The 20948-nt window shown below is 64.8% G+C and carries 25 protein-coding genes and 4 tRNA genes; 2 read left to right on the top strand and 27 right to left on the bottom strand.

Features of this window, described 5'->3' with window-relative positions:
• The 17 genes from ACX1NL_RS01835 to ACX1NL_RS01755 all read right to left on the bottom strand — a co-directional run bounded on the left by ACX1NL_RS01835 (nucleotide 1) and on the right by ACX1NL_RS01755 (nucleotide 13102).
• Nucleotides 1-342: an SMI1/KNR4 family protein gene (locus ACX1NL_RS01835; protein ID WP_143338948.1), complete on the bottom strand. Its 342-nt coding sequence runs from the start codon at nucleotides 340-342 to the stop codon at nucleotides 1-3.
• Between the two features lie 102 nt (nucleotides 343-444).
• Nucleotides 445-855 carry a hypothetical protein gene (locus ACX1NL_RS01830; RefSeq protein ID WP_085956830.1) on the bottom strand — a complete coding sequence of 137 codons (411 nt, stop codon included), beginning with the start codon at nucleotides 853-855 and terminating at the stop codon, nucleotides 445-447.
• A 2-nt stretch (nucleotides 856-857) separates the two neighbouring features.
• On the bottom strand, nucleotides 858-1817 hold the full coding sequence (locus ACX1NL_RS01825) for a hypothetical protein (protein WP_143338949.1): 960 nt from the start codon (nucleotides 1815-1817) through the stop codon (nucleotides 858-860).
• Between the two features lie 126 nt (nucleotides 1818-1943).
• The gene (locus ACX1NL_RS01820; RefSeq protein ID WP_085956832.1) at nucleotides 1944-2465 is read right to left on the bottom strand and encodes a hypothetical protein; all 522 of its coding nucleotides are present in this window, start codon (nucleotides 2463-2465) and stop codon (nucleotides 1944-1946) included.
• 14 nt (nucleotides 2466-2479) lie between these two features.
• Nucleotides 2480-2881: a DUF1877 family protein gene (locus ACX1NL_RS01815; protein ID WP_085956833.1), complete on the bottom strand. Its 402-nt coding sequence runs from the start codon at nucleotides 2879-2881 to the stop codon at nucleotides 2480-2482.
• Between the two features lie 8 nt (nucleotides 2882-2889).
• A complete protein-coding gene (locus tag ACX1NL_RS01810; protein WP_085956834.1) occupies nucleotides 2890-3504 on the bottom strand; it encodes a hypothetical protein in 615 nt (204 codons plus the stop codon).
• A gap of 58 nt (nucleotides 3505-3562) precedes the next feature.
• Nucleotides 3563-3994: a hypothetical protein gene (locus tag ACX1NL_RS01805; RefSeq protein WP_458898468.1), complete on the bottom strand. Its 432-nt coding sequence runs from the start codon at nucleotides 3992-3994 to the stop codon at nucleotides 3563-3565.
• 203 nt (nucleotides 3995-4197) lie between these two features.
• Nucleotides 4198-4587, bottom strand: a complete 390-nt coding sequence (gene rplL, locus ACX1NL_RS01800) for a 50S ribosomal protein L7/L12 (protein WP_458898467.1) — start codon at nucleotides 4585-4587, stop codon at nucleotides 4198-4200.
• A gap of 52 nt (nucleotides 4588-4639) precedes the next feature.
• A complete protein-coding gene (rplJ, locus tag ACX1NL_RS01795) occupies nucleotides 4640-5161 on the bottom strand; it encodes a 50S ribosomal protein L10 (RefSeq protein WP_458898466.1) in 522 nt (173 codons plus the stop codon).
• Nucleotides 5162-5464: 303 nt separating this feature from the next.
• Nucleotides 5465-5686, bottom strand: a complete 222-nt coding sequence (locus ACX1NL_RS01790; protein ID WP_458898465.1) for a hypothetical protein — start codon at nucleotides 5684-5686, stop codon at nucleotides 5465-5467.
• Nucleotides 5679-5912: a colicin E3/pyocin S6 family cytotoxin gene (locus ACX1NL_RS01785; RefSeq protein ID WP_458898464.1), complete on the bottom strand. Its 234-nt coding sequence runs from the start codon at nucleotides 5910-5912 to the stop codon at nucleotides 5679-5681. The genes ACX1NL_RS01790 and ACX1NL_RS01785 overlap by 8 nt, the downstream gene beginning before the upstream one ends.
• A 53-nt stretch (nucleotides 5913-5965) precedes the next feature.
• Nucleotides 5966-8203 (bottom strand): choice-of-anchor M domain-containing protein, encoded by a 2238-nt coding sequence (locus tag ACX1NL_RS01780; RefSeq protein WP_458898463.1) that lies wholly within the window; start codon nucleotides 8201-8203, stop codon nucleotides 5966-5968.
• Entirely contained in the window at nucleotides 8200-9033 is an 834-nt protein-coding gene (locus tag ACX1NL_RS01775) for an anchored repeat-type ABC transporter permease subunit (RefSeq protein ID WP_239356006.1), read from the bottom strand. The genes ACX1NL_RS01780 and ACX1NL_RS01775 overlap by 4 nt, the downstream gene beginning before the upstream one ends.
• A 28-nt stretch (nucleotides 9034-9061) precedes the next feature.
• On the bottom strand, nucleotides 9062-9814 hold the full coding sequence (locus ACX1NL_RS01770) for an anchored repeat-type ABC transporter ATP-binding subunit (protein WP_301612411.1): 753 nt from the start codon (nucleotides 9812-9814) through the stop codon (nucleotides 9062-9064).
• Nucleotides 9811-10665 carry a choice-of-anchor M domain-containing protein gene (locus tag ACX1NL_RS01765; protein ID WP_458898462.1) on the bottom strand — a complete coding sequence of 285 codons (855 nt, stop codon included), beginning with the start codon at nucleotides 10663-10665 and terminating at the stop codon, nucleotides 9811-9813. The genes ACX1NL_RS01770 and ACX1NL_RS01765 overlap by 4 nt, the downstream gene beginning before the upstream one ends.
• Nucleotides 10662-12161 (bottom strand): anchored repeat ABC transporter, substrate-binding protein, encoded by a 1500-nt coding sequence (locus ACX1NL_RS01760; protein ID WP_458898461.1) that lies wholly within the window; start codon nucleotides 12159-12161, stop codon nucleotides 10662-10664. Before ACX1NL_RS01760 ends, ACX1NL_RS01765 begins: the two co-directional genes overlap by 4 nt.
• Nucleotides 12158-13102 (bottom strand): choice-of-anchor M domain-containing protein, encoded by a 945-nt coding sequence (locus ACX1NL_RS01755; protein WP_181890046.1) that lies wholly within the window; start codon nucleotides 13100-13102, stop codon nucleotides 12158-12160. The genes ACX1NL_RS01760 and ACX1NL_RS01755 overlap by 4 nt, the downstream gene beginning before the upstream one ends.
• 173 nt (nucleotides 13103-13275) lie before the next feature.
• Between ACX1NL_RS01755 and ACX1NL_RS01750 the strand changes: the two genes are divergently transcribed.
• The gene (locus ACX1NL_RS01750) at nucleotides 13276-14358 is read left to right on the top strand and encodes an HNH endonuclease signature motif containing protein (RefSeq protein ID WP_239355882.1); all 1083 of its coding nucleotides are present in this window, start codon (nucleotides 13276-13278) and stop codon (nucleotides 14356-14358) included.
• A 64-nt stretch (nucleotides 14359-14422) separates the two neighbouring features.
• On the opposite strand, the gene rplA is transcribed toward ACX1NL_RS01750, so the two are convergent.
• From rplA to ACX1NL_RS01705, 9 genes are all read right to left on the bottom strand, one after another.
• The gene (gene rplA, locus ACX1NL_RS01745) at nucleotides 14423-15130 is read right to left on the bottom strand and encodes a 50S ribosomal protein L1 (protein ID WP_181889764.1); all 708 of its coding nucleotides are present in this window, start codon (nucleotides 15128-15130) and stop codon (nucleotides 14423-14425) included.
• A gap of 64 nt (nucleotides 15131-15194) precedes the next feature.
• Nucleotides 15195-15623, bottom strand: a complete 429-nt coding sequence (gene rplK / locus ACX1NL_RS01740) for a 50S ribosomal protein L11 (protein ID WP_034997189.1) — start codon at nucleotides 15621-15623, stop codon at nucleotides 15195-15197.
• A 171-nt stretch (nucleotides 15624-15794) separates the two neighbouring features.
• Entirely contained in the window at nucleotides 15795-16718 is a 924-nt protein-coding gene (nusG, locus tag ACX1NL_RS01735) for a transcription termination/antitermination protein NusG (protein ID WP_458898460.1), read from the bottom strand.
• Between the two features lie 115 nt (nucleotides 16719-16833).
• Nucleotides 16834-17151, bottom strand: a complete 318-nt coding sequence (secE, locus tag ACX1NL_RS01730; protein WP_181889763.1) for a preprotein translocase subunit SecE — start codon at nucleotides 17149-17151, stop codon at nucleotides 16834-16836.
• Nucleotides 17152-17172: 21 nt separating this feature from the next.
• Nucleotides 17173-17248, bottom strand: a tRNA-Trp gene (locus tag ACX1NL_RS01725).
• Between the two features lie 64 nt (nucleotides 17249-17312).
• Nucleotides 17313-17384, bottom strand: a tRNA-Met gene (locus tag ACX1NL_RS01720).
• A gap of 39 nt (nucleotides 17385-17423) precedes the next feature.
• A tRNA-Thr gene (locus tag ACX1NL_RS01715) sits at nucleotides 17424-17496 on the bottom strand.
• Nucleotides 17497-17696: 200 nt separating this feature from the next.
• Nucleotides 17697-17781 (bottom strand) — tRNA-Tyr (locus ACX1NL_RS01710).
• Nucleotides 17782-17845: 64 nt separating this feature from the next.
• Nucleotides 17846-18871 carry a polyprenyl synthetase family protein gene (locus ACX1NL_RS01705; RefSeq protein ID WP_458898459.1) on the bottom strand — a complete coding sequence of 342 codons (1026 nt, stop codon included), beginning with the start codon at nucleotides 18869-18871 and terminating at the stop codon, nucleotides 17846-17848.
• Between the two features lie 95 nt (nucleotides 18872-18966).
• On the opposite strand from ACX1NL_RS01705, the gene ACX1NL_RS01700 reads away from it, so the two are divergent.
• The gene (locus ACX1NL_RS01700) at nucleotides 18967-20187 is read left to right on the top strand and encodes a geranylgeranyl reductase family protein (protein WP_458898458.1); all 1221 of its coding nucleotides are present in this window, start codon (nucleotides 18967-18969) and stop codon (nucleotides 20185-20187) included.
• Here ACX1NL_RS01700 and ACX1NL_RS01695 read toward each other — a convergent pair.
• Complete coding sequence (locus ACX1NL_RS01695) at nucleotides 20184-20873, bottom strand: demethylmenaquinone methyltransferase (protein WP_269508433.1); 690 nt, start codon at nucleotides 20871-20873, stop codon at nucleotides 20184-20186. The genes ACX1NL_RS01700 and ACX1NL_RS01695 overlap by 4 nt on opposite strands.
• Nucleotides 20874-20948: the final 75 nt, after the last annotated feature.

Below are 20948 nucleotides of genomic sequence, written 5' to 3'. Positions count from 1 at the left end.
CTACAGCTCCACCCCGTAGGTGCGCATCCACTCGGCCATGCTGGGATACGGCCCGTCCAGGTACTGCCTGTCCCAGAAGTGGTAGCGGCCAAACTCGACCGAACCGTCGTCGTTGCGGTGGTACACGGCGTACGCGCCATCACCAACGATCGCGACCGGGAACCAGGCGTCAGGGTCGTCTCCGAACGCCTCGGCTTCCTCGCGGACACTGCTCAGGATCGACTTGATACTCAAAGGATCACCCGGCGGAATCTCCGGATAGAGCCACTCGCCGTGTTCGAAATTGAACGAGTTGTACGAGTCGAAAAATTCGCGGTACTCGGACGGCACCCAATCAGGCACACACGACAGTGAGAGCTCGAGCACATCCGGATCGATTGGCCACCTCCACGGAACGACGCGACCAGGTTGCTTTGCCGGGGTATCAGACATCTTTAATCAGCCCTAAGCAGCGGCGCTCAGCGGGTTCGGCAGCCCCAACGTCTCGCACCACAACGCAACGAGGTCGCCGCCGTCGCTGGCCGCGTCGTCAAACTTACTCTCGGTGTCCGTGGACATAATGCGGTACTTGCGCACAAACTCCGCGATGCCGTCCTTCGCCTCCGGGTAACGCTCGGCGAAGAATGCGTCGAACCTCTCGATGTCGTAGTCAGGGACGTGCTCCGGCTCAACCCCGTCCACAAGGGTGGGGTTCGCGCCGAAAAAGTACTCTTTATTACCGTCGGCGGTGCTGATGGTGATGAAACACATGTCCAGATCGGCGACGCTGATCATCCAGTCTTCCTCGGGGCCAATACCCGGATCGCCGATCTCCCAGTCACCGTCGATGTATTCAAACCCTGCATTAATACTCATCTTTAGTCCTCACTTTCTTCAAACGGGTCACGCATGAACTCCGCCCCCGCGTCGCGGTACAACCCCAACAGGTAGTCGTGACTATGCCCCCAGTCGGCCCAGGCATCGAGTTCAAGGCAATATCGGGCGCCACGGGGCCGTGGTGCTTCGTCGTGTTGTCCCCTGAAGTCGTCCTCCATGAAGATCAGCGCCAAGCTCGACTGCTTAAACGCTTCTTCCCCCTGGGAAGACGCCTCATGTAATTCCTTCACCAGCTCCACCACGCGTCCGCGAATATCCTCCCAGTTCAGCACAGTGAGGCGCTGCAGCTCTGCCGGGATTTTCACCTTGCGCATATCCACGTATTTGAAGCTGGCCGTGCCAAATTCAACCTCGCTGAAATCGCAGCCAACGAGCTGATCCCCCTCGACCGTCTCTTCAAGACTGCACTCTTTCCACTTGCCGCTCACCGTCACATTGGTCAACACCGGGTTGTTAAGTCCTCCGCCTACCGGCCCCTTCAACCGCATGTCAATGGCCTGGCAATTGTCGTAGCGCGCTCCCCAAGCAAAGACCTCCGGAAACTTGCACGCCCGAAACACGCAATTAGTCACAGTCGTCTTAAGCCAGGGCATCCTACCTTTCACCGTGCAACGCTCAAACTCGCAGTCAGCCACACTGCCATGCACCCAGTCGGCCACGAAGATCTTCGCCCGCTTAGCGTAACTATTAGTCAGCGTGAATTCTCGGGCTGTAAACGGACTGATCTCCGCATAACTGAGATCAACATTGTCAACCGTCTGCCCGCTGACCGAAAACACCTTCTTCGGAAACCCCCACTTATCCAACGGGTACGTCCAGTGAAAACCACGAAAATCTTCCCGGCCATCAAACAAGCCGAACGGCGACGGGGCGAGCAACATCTCAGGCGTGCAGGCGTCCTCCCAACGCTCCACAAGCTGCTTTCGGGTCGGACCACTCATCGCGTCGGCCTCCTGACGCTCATCGGAATCACACCATTGCGGTCAAGCGTGCCGAAACTCCGCAAAGATTTCCACCGTTTTCGGCAAACATCCTGTTCAGATGGTCCGCCATAACGGCAGTAGTGTCTAATGTTCGGAGCTGATTTGCCCGGGCAGCCAGGTATCGAGGCCGTTGGTATTGGTCTCTCTCGGCTTGTAAGACAAGGCTTTGAGCATATCCAGATCAGCCGCGGTGTTGGCGGTCCGCGCTACCGCATCCCAGTGATGCTGATGCCCCTTCGTGGCAAAGAGGTACTGGAATAAGCCCTTGATCTCTTCGCGTGGGTACGGCGCGTCGACCGTGCGGTGGTCTTGCTCGTAGAGTTCCAACATCTGGTCCAGCAATTCAGGGTCGTGCGCGGTCAGGCGGTCAAGGCACTGGAACATGTGGAAGCGCACTGCGAACCGCGGTTCCGCAAGATAGCAGCGGTAGATGGTGTCGAAGTGCTTCGTATGCCTTGGACGAAGATGCTCATCGACGACTCGGGCCAGGCCGGACACCGCATCTAAGTCACGGTCGGATACCGCGAGTTGATCAGTGAGATCGGAAACAAAGGCATCCAGCTCTTCGTCGCTGACCGTGTCGTATCGAGTAGGTAGTGCCGCCATCGCGAGAATCTCCTCTAGCTGAAGTACACCGCAACGGCGTCGCCACGCTGCGCTGCTGCTGTGTAGAACTCGATGAGTGTTTCCACGGCGTCGGGAGAGTCGAAGTCCTCCGGCTCAACGCTCTCCAACGCCTCGGCGAAGCTGCCTACCTGGTCTGGCGTGTTGATGCGCATCCCGTCGGTCAGGTTTTCGCCGTCCCAATCCGCGGCGCCGAAGACGATGCTGTTGGCAGTTTCCTCATCAAGGCTGGCTTTCAATTCCTCGACAACACCGCCGAAGAACTGGTCAATATCCGCCACCGGACGGTTCGACGTCTCAAGCGCCTCCGTGATCGTGTCCCGGCGTGACTCTGCTTCGGACGCTTGCGCTTGCTCGTATTCGTCCTGGCTAAATGCGACATAAAACGGAATGATCATTGGGGCTCCTAATCCTCAGTAGTGGGTGGGACGCTGATTACGCGTTGCGTGATATCAAGCTCAGGTATCCACGCATTCACACCGCGACGATCCAATTTCTTCTTGAACTTATTGGAGAACAGAACGAGCATCTCGATATCCCGCTGCGTATCCGCGGTTTGCGCGATGAGATCCCAGTGGCGCTGCTTTCCCTTGCGGGCCACCATGAGCTGGAAATACTCTTTGATCATTTCGCTAGTGGACCCGATGCTGCGACGATCCGTCATATACATCTCAAGCATCCGGTCCAGCAATGGTCCCTTCGTCCCCGCCAACCGGTCCAACGAGAAAAACACCTGGTCGCGGGGTGTCAGGGTAGGCACCGCGTAGTAGATCTCTTCAAACTCATCGAAGAAGCGATGATGCCGTGCCTTGAGAAACTCGTTGACGGCACACACCATCTGGTCAACCCCAATTGGCGTGTACTCATTTCGCCGAACAGCCTCCGTCATACCCACGATGTAATGCTCCAGCAAATCATCGGGCATTTCCTCCCAGCGCGACGGCACCGGGGTGTGGAGCCCTACGGATGCTGCGAATTCGTTTACCAACTCGTTCAAAACGCCTCCCTCCAGGCGGGTCACCGTTGCAACCCAGCGTGCCGAAATCCCAGACGGATGTCCAGCGTTTTCCGAAAACGCTCTAGGTGCGGTCCGGGCGGTAGAAGTATGGGTCGCGTTCCACCCTGTTGATGCTTAGCCCGCGGGTGTCGAAGTTCGCCTTCAGCCACTCCGCAAACTGCGGGGTGTAGTACTGATCCATCCACAGGTCAGGGTTCGACGGCGTAGTGCGAGTCCTAAACACCGGGGCCTCCGGCGTCTCCTCGTACAGATTGAAAGCGCGGAACCCGTAGTAAGTGCCGAACTGGCTGACAAACGTCGCCTCCGCAATCTTCGCCCCACCTTGATTCAACGCGTCACGGACCGCGGGAGCTAAGTCGCTTTCAACCACCAACGCCCCCAATGCCTCCGTCAGGCCATATTGCGGCAGCGGGGTGCCGTCGGTGTCTTTTCGAACTTCCAACACCTCGAAGTGCTGGCCGTCGAACTCGTTGAAATCCTGGGTCTCAGTCATACGCAACACATGAAATGACCCGTCGTGTTCAAACAGCGCTGAAACACTTGCTGCATCGACTCGGAAGCAAATCACAGGTGCACTCCTCCGGGTAGCACGGTTTGCGCCCGAAAATACACGCGTTTCGTCCCCCAGACACGCGAAACCCCCGCCCGCCGGAGTGGATACCGGCGACGGGGGTGTCGTCGTCAAGCAAAAAGCTCTTACTTGAGGGTGACCTTTGCGCCAGCCTCCTCGAGCTTGGTCTTGGCAGCCTCGGCGTCGTCCTTGTTGGCGCCCTCGAGGATTGCCTTCGGAGCACCCTCGACCATTTCCTTGGCGTCCTTCAGGCCCAGGCCCGGAACCAGCTCGCGGACAACCTTGATCACGCCGATCTTCTTGTCGCCAGCGTCCTCGAGAACGACGTCGAACTCGTCCTTCTCCTCAGCGGCAGCGTCGCCGCCAGCGGCCGGAGCGCCTGCAGCTGCAACAGCAACCGGAGCGGCTGCGGTCACGTCGAAGACCTCCTCGAACTCCTTCAGGAACTCGGAGAGCTCGATGAGGGTCATTTCCTTGAACTGCTCGATGAGCTCGTCCTTGGTGAGCTTAGCCATTGTGGCTTCCTTTCTGTTGTTGGGCGTTTACAGCCCGGATGTAAAAGAGTGTTTATGCGGCTTCCTGCTTGTCCTGCAGTGCAGCGACAAGGCGGGCCGTCTTGGATGCCGGAGCCTGGAACAGGCCGGCTGCCTTTGCCAGAGAGCCCTCGAATGCGCCAGCAAGCTTGGCAAGGGTGGTCTCGCGGTTGTCCATCTCGGCCAGAGCGTCGACCTGGGAAGCGTCCAGGACGTTGCCGTCCATGTAGCCGCCCTTGATCACGAACGCGTCGTGGTCCTTGTTGAACTTCTTCATCACCTTCGCAGCGTCGACAGCAGCGTCGCCCTTGATGAACGCGACGGCGGTCGGGCCGGTGAGAAGATCATCGAGACCCTCAATACCGTGCTCGTTTGCAGCGATCTTGATGAGGGTGTTCTTGGCGACGTGGTACTCGACATCGAAGCCCATATCGCCGCGCAGCTGCTGCAGCTCGCCGACGGTCAGGCCACGGTACTCAGTCAGCACGAGGGAATCCGCCTCAGCGAACTTCTCCTTCAGAGCTGCAAGTTCCGCAGTGTTCTTCGGGTTTGCCATGACACACGCCTCCTTCCGATAACTTCATGTTGTTCAATCCGCCCGGAGCATCTTGCCTATCGACGTTCGCTTAGCGCGAAGCTGACGCGTATCAAGCAAAAATGCCCCGTGCAGAAGCACGAGGCATACGTTGGAGTGTGCCGCGTTTCTCCTGCGTGGGTCGGCCCCGTAAGTGGAGCGCCTTCGACTCCCTCACGAGAGTGACCGACGGTCTTCGGTGAAACTTGAGCTCGGCCTTTGCGGGCCGTTCAAACTTCGGTAGGGAATGCTAGCGGGTGGACGCGGGTTTGACCAAATCGCGGGTCACGCGAGCTGGCGGTTTTGGCGGCGGTTCTCCAGGATCTCGCCGAGCCTAGAGCCGTAGCGCGCCCAAATCGCGCCCTCTTCCGGAGTGAAACCGAGGTACTCGTAGAGCGTGAGGTCCTCGCTTCCTGGCTCGGAGTTGTGCCAGGCCGTCACCCAGTCGTCGACGTCATCCGGTTGCGCGGTGCCTTCCAAGCACCGTTCCACAAACGTCTTAAACATCGATCTTCCTTCCACGAATTGGATCTCCGATTTGCATCCCGCTCACTGCGTCATACACGCCGACGTGTTCTCCTCGCAGGTTATAGCCCTCAATGTGGCCGTGTAAAGGGTCATACTCAAAGAGACGCTTTTCTTTGAGATCACGCCACCTGGGCGGACCGCTTCTACTCAGCCGCTCCAAATTGTCCAAGAATCCCGGCCTCGGCCGCGGAATATAGCTCGCCATAAAACCCCTCCCCATCCGTTAGACGTAGTGGAGAGAGTTCCGGTTCCCTTGCTTTACGACGCGCTCCGCTCCACGCGCCGCAGCAACCTCGCCGCCGCGACGAACAAAACGCACCCGCCGATGAGCGCCATGACGCCCACGCCGATGGCGAGGCCCGCCCAGAATCCTCCCGCGGTCGGTGACGTGTCCGACGCCTGGTCGCCCGGCTGCGCGCCGGCTGCGTCGAGCGACGAATGGATACCGGTCTCGCTTCCGCCGGCGGGGTTGCGCGACGAGGCGTAGTCGTCGGGCGCGGCTGGGGCCTCAGACGTCGCGGGGCTGCTGGTGGACCTCGCCGACTTCGAGGACTTGGAGTCTTCCCGGGAGTCGGCGCTGGTCTTGCTTTTACTGGTTTGCCGGTTGCTGGGCTTGCTTGAGGAATTGCTGGCTCGGCTGCGTTCCGGCGCGCGCTGCGCCTGCGCCGCCGGTTTCGCGGAGGCTGGCTCCGCTGCACGCGCGGGCGCAGCCTGAGCGGGAGCAGATTGCTGGACGGGAGCGGCCTGGGCCGGCGCCGCCGGGGTTGCCAGCGTCGAGACATTCCCTGAACCACCTTTGCCGCCGTCGTTGGTCTTGCGCGCGAGCGTGTCGCCCGCCTTCTTAATCTCCTTTTCCAGCGAACGGATGCCTTCCGCGAGCGCGCCCGGCAGCGTGAGCTTGCCCTTGCCGGCGCTGGCCCCGCCAGCGCCGGCGTCGCCGAGGCGGCCGTCGCGTGCGGCGGCGACGGCCTCGTCGCCCACGGCGAAGGTGGCTACCAAGTCCTCGGAGAAGTCCTCGCCGGAGGCGGACGTGCCGGCGAAAGTGAACGTGGCGGTGTACACGCCGGGTTCGGTGAACCCGAAGCCTTGGTGGTCGTGCGCGTTGACCGGGTACTCAAGTTGCTTGGAGGCGTCGCCGGAGTCCAGCTCCACGCGCAAACCCCGCAGGTCCTCGTGCCAGGTGTAGATGCGACCGGGCCCGGACACGTCGCGCATGGACACTGTGACCTTCGAACCTTGCGACAGCGCGTCGGCGCCCACCCGGGTGGTGGAAAAGCCCAGCCAAGGCAGGTTCTTCTCCTGCGCCTGCGGCAGGATCCACATCGCCTCAGGCGGCTCCGGGAAGCTCTCGCGTGCACCTTCCGGCAGCGTCTTTTTGGCCGCGTCGGGCACGGCGAAAATGAAGCTGCCGGATTCGCGTTTGGCCTGGTTGTGGGGGTCGGAGTCGTCGATAAGCACTGCGCCTATCGACGACCCTTCGGCCACCAACGCCATATCCATATGTCCGGCCTCAATGAGCTTGCGCCGGTCCTCGGCCGCGGCGGAACCGGTGCTCGTGGGCGTTGGCGCGGTCGTGGACGTGGGCGGCGACGTGGGCGGCGACGTGGGCGTCGACGTGGGCCGCGACGTGGGCCGCGGCGCGGGCTTCGGCGACGGCTTCGCGCTCGTCGTCGGGCTGGCGGTGGTGGTTTCCTCCGTGGTGTTGGGGGTGCGCAGGTCGGTGGTGGTGCCCTCGGGGAGGCCGACGGTGGCGTCGTCGCCGACAAGCCAGTACTGGGTCACCGGCTCGGAGCGCTCCACCCCGCCGCCTTTGAGCTCGGCGCGGCCCTGCCAGGTCATCTCGTAGATGCCTGGTTCGGAAAACGTCCAGGTGAAGTGGCCGTGGCCGCCGACGTCGTAGGTGATGGTGCGCATGTCCTCGTCTGCGGAGCTAAACAGCCGCTCCGGGTCACCCACGCGCGAGGAGAAAAACACGTTGACGTCGCCGGGGCCGTCCATCTCCACCAGGTCGAAGTGCATGACGTCGTCGACGAAGTTGTCCGGGATGTCGCCCGCCTCGTGCGCGGGGTCGAACGCGCCCAGGCCCGACCAGATGGGCCGCCAGCTGTCGGTCCAGTCCGCGGACTGCGGCGCGGCCCACACGGTGGTGCCGGGCTCGCCGAGGAAGTCCAAGGAGCCGTCCTCAGGCACGGTCAAGGTGGACACGTCGTTGCCGTCGGCATCCGCGTCCGGGGCGAGGCGGAAGCAAACCTTTTCCTGGTCGGTGACCTGCTGGCCGTCCACTGCCATCACGGTGAGCTTGTCGTTTTTGTAGGTGCCGTAGAGCGCGTCGTTGTGGGAGTGGTAGAGCAGTTTGCGCCCGGCGCACGGGTGGTCGATCTTCCCCAGTTCCACGCTGTGGCCCGGGTCGCCGGGGTTGTGCTCCGAGGCCTGCGCCAGCGGCGCGGCCACGAGCGTGAGCACTGCTGCGGCTGCTGCTGCGACGAATCGCTTCACCGTTTCACCCCCTGAAGCCAGCCGGCCAGCGCACCGCGCTTCGGGGCGAACAGCCAGCTCAGCGCGAAGATGGCGGTCACGGCCAAAACGATGGTCGCGCCCGTGGGCGAGTCGTAGGACCACGCCAGCCACACCCCCATCACGCTGCCGGCCACGCCGAACGCGGCGGCGATGCACATCATCGCGCCCAGCTTGTCCGTGAACAGGCGCGCCGCGGCGGCCGGGGTGATCAGCAGGGCCACCACCAGGATGTTGCCCACCGTCTGCACCGCCAGCACCACTGCAAAAGTCACGCACAGGTACAGCGCCAGATCCAGCGCGGCGACCGGCAGGTTCATCGCCCGGGCGGTCTCCCGGTCCAGTGCCACCGCTGTGAGCCACGGGCGAAGCGCCACCACCACGGCCACGATCAGCGCGCCGGCGACGGCGTGGACGGCCAGTGTGGCGGAGCTGACGCCCGTCAGCGAGCCGAACAGGAACGAGCTGACGGAGGCGGTGTAGCCCTCCGCACGGGAGATCACCACCAGGCCGAAGGCGAACGCGGCGGTGAACACGATGCCGATCACGGAGTCCTCTTTAATGGTGCGCCGCTGCGACATCACCGCGATCAACACCGCGACGATCGCGCCGGCCACCGCCCCGCCCAGCAGCACGGAGACCTGCCACGCAAACGCCACCGCGATGCCCGGAAAGACGGCGTGCGCCACCGCGTCGCCGATAAAGGCCATGCCGCGCAGCACCACAAAACAGCCCACCACCGCGCACAGCACCGCCGCGATCACCGCGGCCGCCAGCGCGCGCGGCAGAAACGCCAGCTGGGGGTTGGCCATGTCGGCCAGGAATTGCACAAACGAAATCTCAGGCACGGGCAGCCTCCAAATGCGCTCGCACGCCGCGCAGCCACGGTGAATCCTCGTCGACGGAGAAGGTGCGGGTCCACGGGGCGTCGTCGTTAAGCTCATGCGTCGCAGCATCGGCGACGACCCCGCGGTTGAACAGCACCAAGCGGTCGCAGGAATCGATGGCCTCGGCGATGTTGTGGGTGGACATGACAACGCCGAGCCCCCGGTCCACCAGGCGGCGGAACAGCCGCAGCAGGTGCTCGGTGGTGGGGATGTCCAGGCCGGTAAACGGTTCGTCGAGAAGCAGCATGCCCGGCCGCCGCACCAGGGCGCGCGCGATAAGCACACGCTGGCGCTGGCCGCCGGACAGGTCGTGGATTGGGCGCGCGGCCAGGTCGGTCAGGTTGACCATCGCCAAAGCTCGCTCGGCGGCACGGTGCTCGCGCTCGCCAGCGCGGTGCCACCACGGGCGCTGGCCCAGAGTGGCGTTGAGTGTGGCGTCATAGACGTCGATGGGGAAATCCCAGGCCACGTTGTGCGCCTGCGGCACGTACCCCACCACCTTGCGCACCGGGCGCCTGCCAGCGGAAACCGTCCCGGCGTCCGCGGGGATAAGGCCTAACACCGCACGCATGAGGGTGGTCTTGCCCGCGCCGTTGGGCCCGAGCAGGCCGACGAACTCGCCGCCGCGCAGCGTGAGGTCCACCCCACGGAACACGTCGCGGCTCGGATACGACACCGCCAGGTCGCGCACCTCAATCCTTCTCATCGGCGGCCCCGCACAACAAACAGCGCAATCAAAGCGAGAAGCAGCACGCCCGCGCCCGCCAGCAGCCCGATTTTCAGGCCGTTGTTCTGCTGCTCCGCGCCGGCCTGCCCCTCAGCCCGGAATTCGCCGAACGTCGCATCCGCCGCCTCCGCCGGGTCCACGCCCACGGCGATGCGCACGACCTGCTCGTCGGTGTGCACGGTGCCGTCTTGGTCTTCCACCGTCGCGCGCACCCCCACCAGGTGAGCGCCCGGCTCGGTGAACACCCAGTTGGCGTGGGTGTGCGTGTTCGGCTCCACCCACATCGACTGCGTGCCGGTCTCCTGCTCGTTCCACAGCTGCTGCGGCTCGTGGAACCCGCCGGGCTGGACAAACAGGGAGAACTGGCCCGGGCCCTCGTGTCCGCCGAACTCCAGGCTCATCCCGTTGGCGGAGCGTTCCAGAAGCGATGGCGCCTGCGAGTTCCACCCCAGCCACGGCACGCCGGCGACCTCGGTCTGCGGGATCACCCACACCTCGGCCCCCGGCTTCGCGCCGGTGAACGCGAACTGGTCGGTCTCCGGCAGGGTCTGCTTCGCGCCGTCGCCGACGGCGAAGACCACGTCCTCGAGGTGGCGCCACACGGGCGTGTCCTGCGTGTCGTCGCGCACCAGGAACTGCATTTTGCCGTCAGCGAAGACGGGGCCCAGGTCCGCGTGGCCGGCGTCGATAACGGCGCGCTCGCCCAGCGGGGCGACCTGCTCGTCGGCGCCGACGACCTGCTGCAACGCCGGGTCGTTGTCCGGCACCTGGGCGGCAGCGACGGGTGCGGCCGCGATCATTGCGGCGGTGATAATGGCGGGAATCTTCATGGTTGTCCTTTCAAACATTTGCTTATCGACGCCCCATTGGCCCGCACCAGATCCACATACGTCTGCGCAGGCCCCTCCCCCGGCGGGTCCAAGGTGTCGCCCCAGATCGGGCACACCTCAACCCCGTGCGAGGCAGCGGTTTCGTTCAAAACGGGCGTTTCGTCTTCCTGGCCGTGTTCGACGAACACCGCCGGCACGCCCAAGTTCTCCAGCGTGCGCGACAACGCCATCAGGTCGCGCGGGCTCGGCTCCACGCGCGGATTCGGAGTGACAAACCCGGCCACACGCAGCCCGTACGCGCGCGCCAGATACGCGTAGCCGTGGTGGGTGGTGACCAGGTTGCGGTTGGTCTCCGGGACCTGCTCGATCTGCTCGCGCACCTCCTGCGCCACCTGCTTGAGCTGGGCGCGATAGCGCTCCGCGTTGTCGGCGTACGTGCTGGCGTGGCGCGGGTCGGCCGCGGACAGCTCGTCGCGCACCACCTGCACCACCGCATCCATCGCGGCCGGGTCGTGCCAGATGTGCGGATCCAGCTCGCCGTGGACGTGGCGGCCCAGCACCGCCTGCGGCAGCAGGTACGTCTCCTCGCCCGGGTCGCCGAGAAAGCGGAACTCGCGCTGCGGCGGGATCGGCTGCAGCGTCTTCGACGGCACCACGACCACCGTGCCCGCGGGGTCCAGGTCGCCCTCGTCGTCCGTGCGCAGGGTCAGCTGCGTGTTGTCGTTGTCGGCGACCGTGGCGATGTCCACGTGCCCGCGCTCCACCGCATGCTTGCCCGGGGCGGCCTGGGCCGGGTCCTGCCCCACCACGAGGGTGACCGTCTGCTCCGTCTGACTGCGCACCGGCGCGTCCACCGCGTCGCGCACTGAGGCGCGAAGCTTCAGTTCGTACACGCCGGGGGCGGAAAAAGCCCAGCTGACGTGGGTGTGCGCGTCCACTGGCAGCGTGGTGGCGCCACCCGTGGAGTCAAACAGCAGCTCCGGGGTGCCAAAGGTGCCGAGGATGAAGGCGGAGGCGGTGCCGGGGCCGGAGGCGTCGACAAGCTCAAGCTCCGCCACCGCCGTGCGCGGCAGATCCGCCGCAAACCGCAACCCCAGCCACACCGTGTCCAGGCTCGCGTCCTCCACCAGCGGAATCGGCGCGTAGCCGAAGCGCTGCGTCTGCTCCGCCAGCGCCACCACCCGCGCCTGCGGGCGCGCCGTCGCATCAATCGTGCGGGTCAGCGCCTGCGGCTCCAGCAACAACCCGTTGGTAAACACCGCGTCCGCGTACGCGATATCGCGCGTGTTGTGCAGCGTCGGCTCGTACGAGTGCGGGTCGGCGCCGCGGCGCATCAGCGTCTTGACCTCGGCGTTATCGCCGGCGACGTTGCGCACGACGTCCGCAAGAATGCTTGTCGACGCCACCACGTTCACCCCCTCCTCCGCCGGAGCCTGCGCGCACCCCGCGAGCCCGGCAGCGAGCGCGCACGCGGCAAGCGCCCGCGCACGCGTCACCGCTTCGCCCCCGCGAGCAGCTTGCGGCGCAACGCCGTGTCCAGACAGCACATCGCCGCGCCAAACACCGCCACGCCGAGGCCGAGGACCGCGAACGGGACAGTCATCACCGTCGTACCGGTCTCCGCGAGAGCGTCAGGGCGCTGCTCGGGCTCCGGTTGGGGCTGAGCTTCGGCCGGGGCCGGCTTGGCTTCTTGCTTCGGGGCTTGCTTTGGAGCCTGCTTCGGGGCCGAGCTTGTCGACGCCTTGCTCGCCGGCGCCGCAGGTGCTGCGGGTGCGGCTGACGTTGCGCTCGCCTCAGAAGTTGTCGCCTGCGCCGGTGCTGCGGGCGCCGCTTCACCGTCGCCGACAACCCAGGTGTATGTGGCCTCGTTCGAGCTCGAGCCGCCGCCCTCCGCCACAACGCGCATCTGGTAGGTGCCGGGCGCGGTGAACAGCCAGTTCGCGTGCACGTGCGCCGGCTCTTCCTGGGCGATGACCGCACCGGATTCCAAACGCGTCGCACCGCCCTCAAGCACCGCATCCAGCGAGCCGAAGCTGCCCGTCTGGAACAGGTACACCTCGCCGGGGCCGGTGACCTCGACGAACTCCAGGTCAATCGCGCCGACATCGCGCGCGCCCTGCGTGTCCCAACCCGGCCAAATCAGATCCGAGCGCTGCGTCTGCGGCAGCAGGTATCCGGCCTTGCCGATCTCCGGGACCTCGGCGGTGCGATCGGTGTACGCATCCTTGCCGACGACTAACTCCACGTCTTCCGGCGCCCTCCGCACGTGGGTGCCGGTGGCGTCCTCCTTCAGGTCCAGGGTGAGCTCGCCGCCGTCCGCGGTGACGTTGAACGCGTCGATGTGGCCGCGATCCAGGCGTTCAACCTGTGCGCTTGCTGGGGTGACGCCAAGCAACGCGAGTAGAAACACCGCCAAGCTAATGAAAACTTTTTTCAACACTTAATGGAGATTAGTTTCAATAGCGTTTGGCGCGGGAACGCTACCCCCATCACGGGGAAAACGCAAGGGTCTTCCCCGGCTGTGGACAACTTTGGGGCTGGTGTGGCGAGTTGTCCACAGATTTCGGTTCGGGGGTTGTGTGGGGTTGCGTTGTGTTTAGTGTTCGTGGCATGAACCCGTTCGACGCATTCATTCAGGCGATGGCCGCAGCATCCATGGAGACGCTGCGGCACTTCGACCTGTCTGTTGCGCTGGGCGCCGGGATGGCGCCGGATCGGGCACGGGCGTGGGACGCAATGCAGAAGGTGTACTACGGGCCGACCAAGTTCACCCGCAAACAAGCTGTGGCAGCACAGAAGGCCCGCGGGTTCTCCCTGGACGAGCTCGCGCTGATCGAACGCCGCGTCGGGGGCGTGAAAGATCTTGGTGAGCGGTGGCGGCTGCGCCTCGCCTTGCTGGACGTCACCGGCGGATACCGCGCGATCGAACGCGCCGCACGAGAGCTGGTGCCCCGCGACGATGACACCCCGAAAAAGCAACAGGTCGCGTTCTCCGCACCGAGAAACGGCCGGGCGCGCATCACCATCGACACCACCGACCGCAAAGCCGCAGACCTCGAGCACCGCCTGCGCCAAGACATCGACGCCACACAGCCGGCCGCAGCCCAGATGGAGGAGGCGTTTTGGCGCATCGTCGAAGGCAAAACCGGCGGGGTCGTCGCCGCGGCACCACGCCCGATCGTGATGGTGCCGATTTCGGAGCACGCGCGCATCATGGCGGGTGACGGCGACGACGTCATCCTCACCTTGACTGACGGCACCACCATGACCGGGGCGGAGTACATGCAGCAAGAGTTCGGCGACACCTTGGAGGTTGCCGCCTTCCACCCGGAGGAAGGCGCGGTGAACCTCTACGACACCGAGCGCTTCGCCAACCAGAAACAACGCGACCTCGCCTGCATGGTCTCACCCGTGTGCGCCTTCCCAGGCTGCAGGCACGGGGCGTTGGGCTCCGAGATCCACCACGTGGATGCGTGGAAACACGGCGGCTACACCAACATGAACAACCTCGTGCCGCTGTGCCGCTACCACAACCGGGTCAACGACGACGACCCCTGGCGCAAGAGCCGCGGCCGCATCACCATGATCAGAGGCGCACCCTGGTGGATCTCACCGCGGGGATACCACCTGAGAAACACCGACCGCGGAGCACTCGACCAACTCTTCGGACCCCGAAGCACACCCCTGCCCTAACAACGCGAAACGCCGCCGCCCAACAACGGACGACGGCGATTCGGCGCGCGCGAAAGAAGACGAACTACTTGGTGGCGTAGTTCTTCTCCACGGAGGTGTCCACCGGAACACCCGGGCCCTGGGTAGCGGAGACGGTGATCTTCTTCAGGTAGATGCCCTTGGCGGACGCCGGCTTCAGGCGGATGACCTCGTCGAGCAGCGCGCCGTAGTTCTCAGCGAGCTGCTCCGGGGTAAACGACGCCTTGCCGATGATGGCGTGCAGGTTGGACGCCTTGTCCACGCGGAAGGCGATCTTGCCGCCCTTGGAGTCGGCGACAGCCTTAGCCACGTCCGGGGTGACGGTGCCGGTCTTCGGGTTCGGCATCAGACCACGCGGGCCCAGCACGCGGGCGACGCGGCCGACCTTGGCCATCTGGTCCGGCGTAGCGATAGCCACGTCGAAGTCGATGGTGCCTGCGTTGATCTGCTCGATCAGCTCGTCGGTGCCGACGATGTCCGCGCCAGCCTCCTGCGCCTTGGTTGCGTTCTCGCCCTCGGCGAAGACAGCGACGCGGACGGTCTTACCGGTGCCGTGCGGCAGGTTGACGGTGCCGCGGACCAGCTGGTCGGCCTTGCGCGGGTCGACGGACAGGCGCATTGCAACGTCGATGGTTGCGTCGTACTTGTCGGAGGAGGTCTCCTTCGCAAGCGTGACGGCGTCGAGCGGGTGGTAGAAGCTGTCGCGGTCGACCTTCGCCAGCTGCTCGATGTAGTGCTTGGACTTCTTAGCCATGTTGGGTTCCTTTCAGGAGCTGTGGTTTGCGGGCCTGGCTAAAGGCCCTTCCACGCGAAGCTTTTTACTTCTCGACGTCAATACCCATGGAACGGGCAGTACCAGCGATGATCGCAGCACCTGCCTCGATATCGCGGGCGTTGAGGTCGTTCTTCTTGGTCTCGGCGATCTCCTTGCACTGCTCCCAGGTGACCTTGCCAACCTTGTCAGTGTGCGGGACGCCGGAGCCCTTCTTCAGGCCTGCAGCCTTCAGCAGCAGCGACGCTGCCGGCGGGGACTTCAGGATGAAGTCGAAGGAGCGGTCTTCGTAGACCGTGATCTCCACCGGCACGATGTTGCCGCGCATGGACTCGGTTGCGGCGTTGTAGGCCTTGGTGAACTCGACGATGTTGACGCCGTGCGCACCGAGGGCCGGACCGACCGGCGGGGCCGGGTTGGCCATGCCTGCTTCGATCTGCAGCTTGATCAGGCCGGTGACCTTCTTCTTTGCCATCGCAGTACCTCCTAGTTACAGCACCCGCAGCCACGATGAGCTGCCGCGGGGCTTCCGGATGCCGGGGGTAGACCCAGCCACCGGGGATTTACAAGAATTGAAAACGTCGCGCGTGCGTGCACGCGCGACGAATTAGGATACGCCGTGAGGACGTCGAGAAGCAAAACGCTCCTACATGATGCGCTCGATCTGGTCGGCGGTCAGCTCCACCGGGGTCTCGCGGCCGAAGATGGACACCAGCGCCTCGATCTTGCCGGTCTCCGGGTCGATCGCGTTGATGGTGGCGGACACGCTCGCCAGCGCGCCGGAGAGGATCGTGACGGCCTCGCCGACCTTGTAGTCGTGCGCGAGCTTCTTCGGTGCCTCTTCCTCCGGCATCGCCACGACGGTCTCGCCGTCGGCGTTGACCTCCGGCTTCGCGCCGGTTGCGGCGGACTTGGGAAGCAAGAACTTAGCGACGTCCCGGTGCTTCACCGGCGTCGCATTACCCTCGTTGCCCACGAACGAGGTCACACCCGGGGTCTCACGGACCACGGACCAGGCAGCGTCGTTCATGTCCATGCGCACGAGCACGTAGCCCGGCAGAAGCTTGCGCTTGACCAGCTTCTTCTTGCCGTCCTTGTTCTCGATGGCCTGCTCGATGGGCACGACAACCTCGTAGATGGAGTCCTCGACCTCGAGGGTCTGGGAACGCATCTCCAGGTTGGTCTTTACCTTGTTTTCGTAGCCGGAGTAGGACTGGATGATGTACCAGTCGCCCGGCTGCTTCTTCAGCTCGCGGGTGTACTCGCGCAGGCGGCGCTTGTACTCGCTGTCTGAGTCGGCGTCTGCCTCGGCGCCATCTTCACCCTCGGCGGACTCGATGGTGTTCAGGTCGGTCTCCTGGACCGGCTCCTCCACCGCGCCCTCGGCTGCGGCGTCGGCGCTACTGTCGCTCTCCTCGTCGGAGGAGTCACCGCCCTCGGTGCCGGCCGAGTCGTCGTCGCCGCCGTTCAGGACCGGGTCGGTGGACGGCTGCACGGGCGCGCCCTCGTCGATCATTTCCTGCTCGTTGTTCTCGATTGCGCCTTCAACGTCTTTGTTTGCCTCAGTCATGGGTGTGTCTCCTCATCCGTCGAAACGTGTGCGCCCCAGGGTACCGGGGCAAAAATTATCCCGCCCTCCTCGGCGTCCGAGGCGGCGGGAAAAGTTTGTGCGCGTTGAATTGTACCTAGCGGATGAAGATCCAGCGAATCAGCCACGATGCCAGCGCGTCGGTGCCCCACACGAAGATGGTCAGCACGATCAGGAACGCAAACACGATGAGGGTGTAGTTGAGCATCTGCTTGCCGGTCGGCCAGATGACTTTGTTCATCTCGGAGACGACTTCGCCCGGGAAGGCGGCGACGCTGGAGCCGTCCTTCTCGTCCGCGTCGTCGGCGACGGGGGCACGCTTCGCTTCGTAGCCCTCGGAGGAAACGGGAGAAGCCCCACGCAGCTGACGCTTGCCGGTCGGCTGTGCGGGGTTTTGACCGTTGGGGTTAGTCACTAAAACTCCTCCAGGTTGTTTTGGCAGGGGCGACAGGACTCGAACCTGCAACCTACGGTTTTGGAGACCGTTGCGCTACCAATTGCGCCACGCCCCTAGGGCACTCGTTCAAGTGCGCCTAACCCTACCACGGTCACCTTTCGGCTCCCGTTTGAGGTGAGTAGCGATGGAGAGAATTGAACTCTCGACACAGCGATTATGAGTCGCTTGCTCTACCACTGAGCTACACCGCCCTGGTGTTCGCCGGGCCAAAAGGCCCTAGCAAACAACAGAGCCCCCTGACAGAATCGAACTGTCGACCTTTTCCTTACCATGGAAACGCTCTGCCGACTGAGCTAAGGGGGCACAGCCTCTGTGTTGTGGATCTTCGCTTTCGCTCTGACCCGCTCCGTTGAAGCCTTGGAAAGATTAACCTGATGTTGTTTTCAAACACAAATCGCCAGGCAGTTGCGGGTTTTTTAGGCGGTTACGGTGGGTGCTTTAGACGTCGTGAAGCACTTGCTTAACGACGAAACCCCGCCGGTGAAACCGGCGGGGTTTGTGTGTGGTGCCAGGTAGAAGATTCGAACTTCTGAAGGCAATGCCGGCGGATTTACAGTCCGCTCCCTTTGGCCGCTCGGGCAACCTGGCAAGCACGTTCAAAGTGCGGGATTTACCTTACAACACCGCCCCGCGATCGGTGCAAATCGGCTGGTTAACCGACTCGTTCGACGGTCAGGCGGGTCATGGTGCGAAGCGCTTCGCGGGCGGGGCCGTCCGGCAGGGCGTCGAGTTCGCGCTCGACGTCGTCGACGTAGCCGCGCACCGTCTCCAGGGCGCGCTCGCGCCCGCGGGTTTGGCCGAGGAGTTCCAGGGCGCGGGCGACGTCGGCGTCGTCGGTGAGCGGGCCGGTGAGCAGGCCGCGCAGCTCCTCGCCGGCGGGCGAGTCCTCCTTCAGCGCGTAGAGCACCGGCAGGGTGAACACACCCTCGCGCAGGTCGGTGCCGGGGGTCTTCCCGGACTGCTCGGGGTCGGAGAAGATGTCGATGATGTCGTCGACGATCTGGAAGATCATGCCCACCGCGTCGCCGATGCGGGAGCAGCGCTCCACCACCTCGTCGGAGGCGCCGGCGTGGCGCGCGCCCAGGTAGGCGGCGGAGGAGATGAGCACACCGGTCTTTTCCTCGATGACCTTCAGGTAGTGCTCCACCGGGTCCGCCGCGCCCGTGCCGTCCGCGCCGACGGTTTCGCGCATCTGGCCGGTGACCAGCTCGGAGAAGGTGTCCGCGAAGTGGGCCACGGTGTCCAGGTCCATCAGGCTCATCTGCCGCGACGCGTGGGCGAACAGGATGTCGCCGGCGAGGATGGCCACGGTGTTGGTCCAACGGGTGTTGGCGGATTCCACGCCGCGGCGGCGCTCGGCTTCGTCCATGACGTCGTCGTGGTAGAGCGTGGCTAGGTGCACCATCTCGGTCGCCGCGGCGCCGCGGATGACGTTCTCAGCGCCGGGGTTCGGCCCGAACTCGCTGCACAGCAGCGCCATCATGGGGCGGAAGCGTTTGCCGCCGGCTTTGGCCAGGTGGGTGACTTTGTCGGTGAGGAAGCTCTCCCCGCGGGAAAGTTCCGTAATCAGCAGCTCCTCCACCGCTTCGAGCCCGGTGTTGAGCCGGGTGTTGAGCGCGTCGTCGCCCAGGTCCAGGTTGAATCCGTGGCGCGGTGACGGAGTGGTGCCGTACGTCATAGATAACGTCCTTGCAGGTTGGATGGGCCCATGTGTAACGCACTAACCGTAGCCCAATTACCCCGCCGGGTGCACTTGCGGGTGGCGCTGGCAGAATGTGGCGCGTGAGTGAGTTGTTCGACCTCGTCGTTGTGGGCGCAGGCCCTGCGGGTTCCGCCGCCGCGATCGCCGCGCAAAGGGCCGGCATGAGCACCCTGCTTCTCGACGCGCAATCCCCCCGCCGCGACAAAACCTGCGGGGACGGGCTCACGCCGCGCGCCGTCGATACGCTTGCGCGCCTGGGGCTGGAGGTGCCCGCGTACCGCAACAAAGGGCTGAAGCTGCACGGCTTCGGCGGCGATGTGGTCGCGCCGTGGCCGCGCGGCGAGGGGTCCGCGTCCCCGCGCGCGAAATTCGACGCGATGCTTGTCGACGAAGCTTCGCTCGCCGGCGCCACCGTCCGCCACGACTGCGCCGCGACGGGGGTGCGTTTCAGCGACGGGGCGATCAGCGCGGTGGAGACTTCCGGCGGCGTGGTCCGCGCCCGCTGGGTGATCGTGGCGGACGGGGTGCGCTCCCCCTTCGGCAAGCTGCTGGGGCGAAAGTGGCACCGCGGGCAGGTCTACGGGATTGCGGCGCGATCCTACTGCGCCTCGCCGTTTTCGGACGAGCCGTGGATGCACTCGCACGTGGAACTTCGCGACGCCGACGGGGTAATCCAGCCCGGCTACGGCTGGATCTTCCCGCTTGGCGACGGCACCGTGAACCTCGGCTGCGGCGCACTGTCGACGGATGCGCGCCCGGCGAAAGTGAACACGAAGAAGCTGCTCGCCCTGTACGCCTCGCAGCAGCGCGAGGAGTGGCAGCTCGGCCCAGAACAGGCCGTGGCCTCGGCGCTGCTGCCCATGGGTGGGGCGGTGTCCAACGTGGCGGGCCCGAACTGGGCGCTGATCGGCGACGCGGCGGCGTGCGTGAACCCGCTCAACGGCGAGGGCATCGACTACGGACTGGAAACGGCGGTCGCCGCCGTCGAGCTGATCGCAGGCGGCGGCGACCTGACGCTGGCGTGGCCGGCGCTTCTGCGCGAGCGCTACGGCGAGGCGTTCACCCTGGCCCGCACCCTGGCGCGCCTGCTTACGTACCCGCAGTTTTTGCCGCTGGCGGGACCGGTGGCGCTGCGCGGGCTGGGCGGGCGTTACATCATGCCGGTGGCGGCGTGGCTGATGGGCAACCTCGTGGCTGAGGAGGACACGGACCTCGTCGCAAGGCTGTGGCGTATGGCCGGTAAGGGCGCGCGGGCGGTGTCGGGCGACCAGCCGCTTTGGGACGTGCGCTAGGCAGGCTTGACCGCGCTGTGCAGCGCGACAATACCGCCGGTGAGGTTCTGCCAGCCGGCATCGGTCCAACCGTTGGCGTTAATCGCCGCGGCGAGCTCTTCCTGGCCGGGCCAGGCGCGGATGGATTCGGCGAGGTACTCGTAGGCCTCCGCGTTGGAGGAAAATAGCTTCGCCAGCGCCGGCACCGCCAGCGGCAGGTACTCCTTGTACAGCGTACGGAAGCCGGGCACGACGGGCGTGGAGAACTCGTTGACGGCGAGGCGCCCGCCCGGCTTGGTCACGCGCGCCATCTCGCGCAGGCCGGCCTCGAAGTCGTGGACGTTGCGCAGGCCGTAGGAGATGGTCACCGCGTCGAAGGTCTCGTCGGCGAACGGCAGGTGCATCGCGTCGCCGACGACCTTGGGCACGTCGCGGTCCTTGCCGGCGGCGAGCATGCCCTGGGAAAAGTCGCAGGCCACCACCCACGCGCCGGACTTGCCCAGCTCCACGGTGGACACGGCGGTGCCGGCGGCCAGATCGAGCACGAGCTCGCCGGGCTTTAAGTCCAGGCGCTCGCGGGTGCGACGTCGCCAGTACTTGTCCAAGCCGAACGACAGCACGGTGTTCGTCGTATCGTACTTCGCGCCGACATCGTCGAACATCCCCGCGACGTCGAAGGGCTTTTTCTCCAGATCCGCCTTGGCCATGATGCGCAAGTCTACTTTGCCACCCACAAACGGAGGCCATACGACAACACAACACTTGCAAGTTCGGCGCACCGA

This window comes from Corynebacterium sp. CQ3829_602738 (assembly GCF_054478435.1).
Note: the sequence above shows the minus strand (reverse complement) of the source record. Positions and strands in the feature narration are given on the sequence as shown.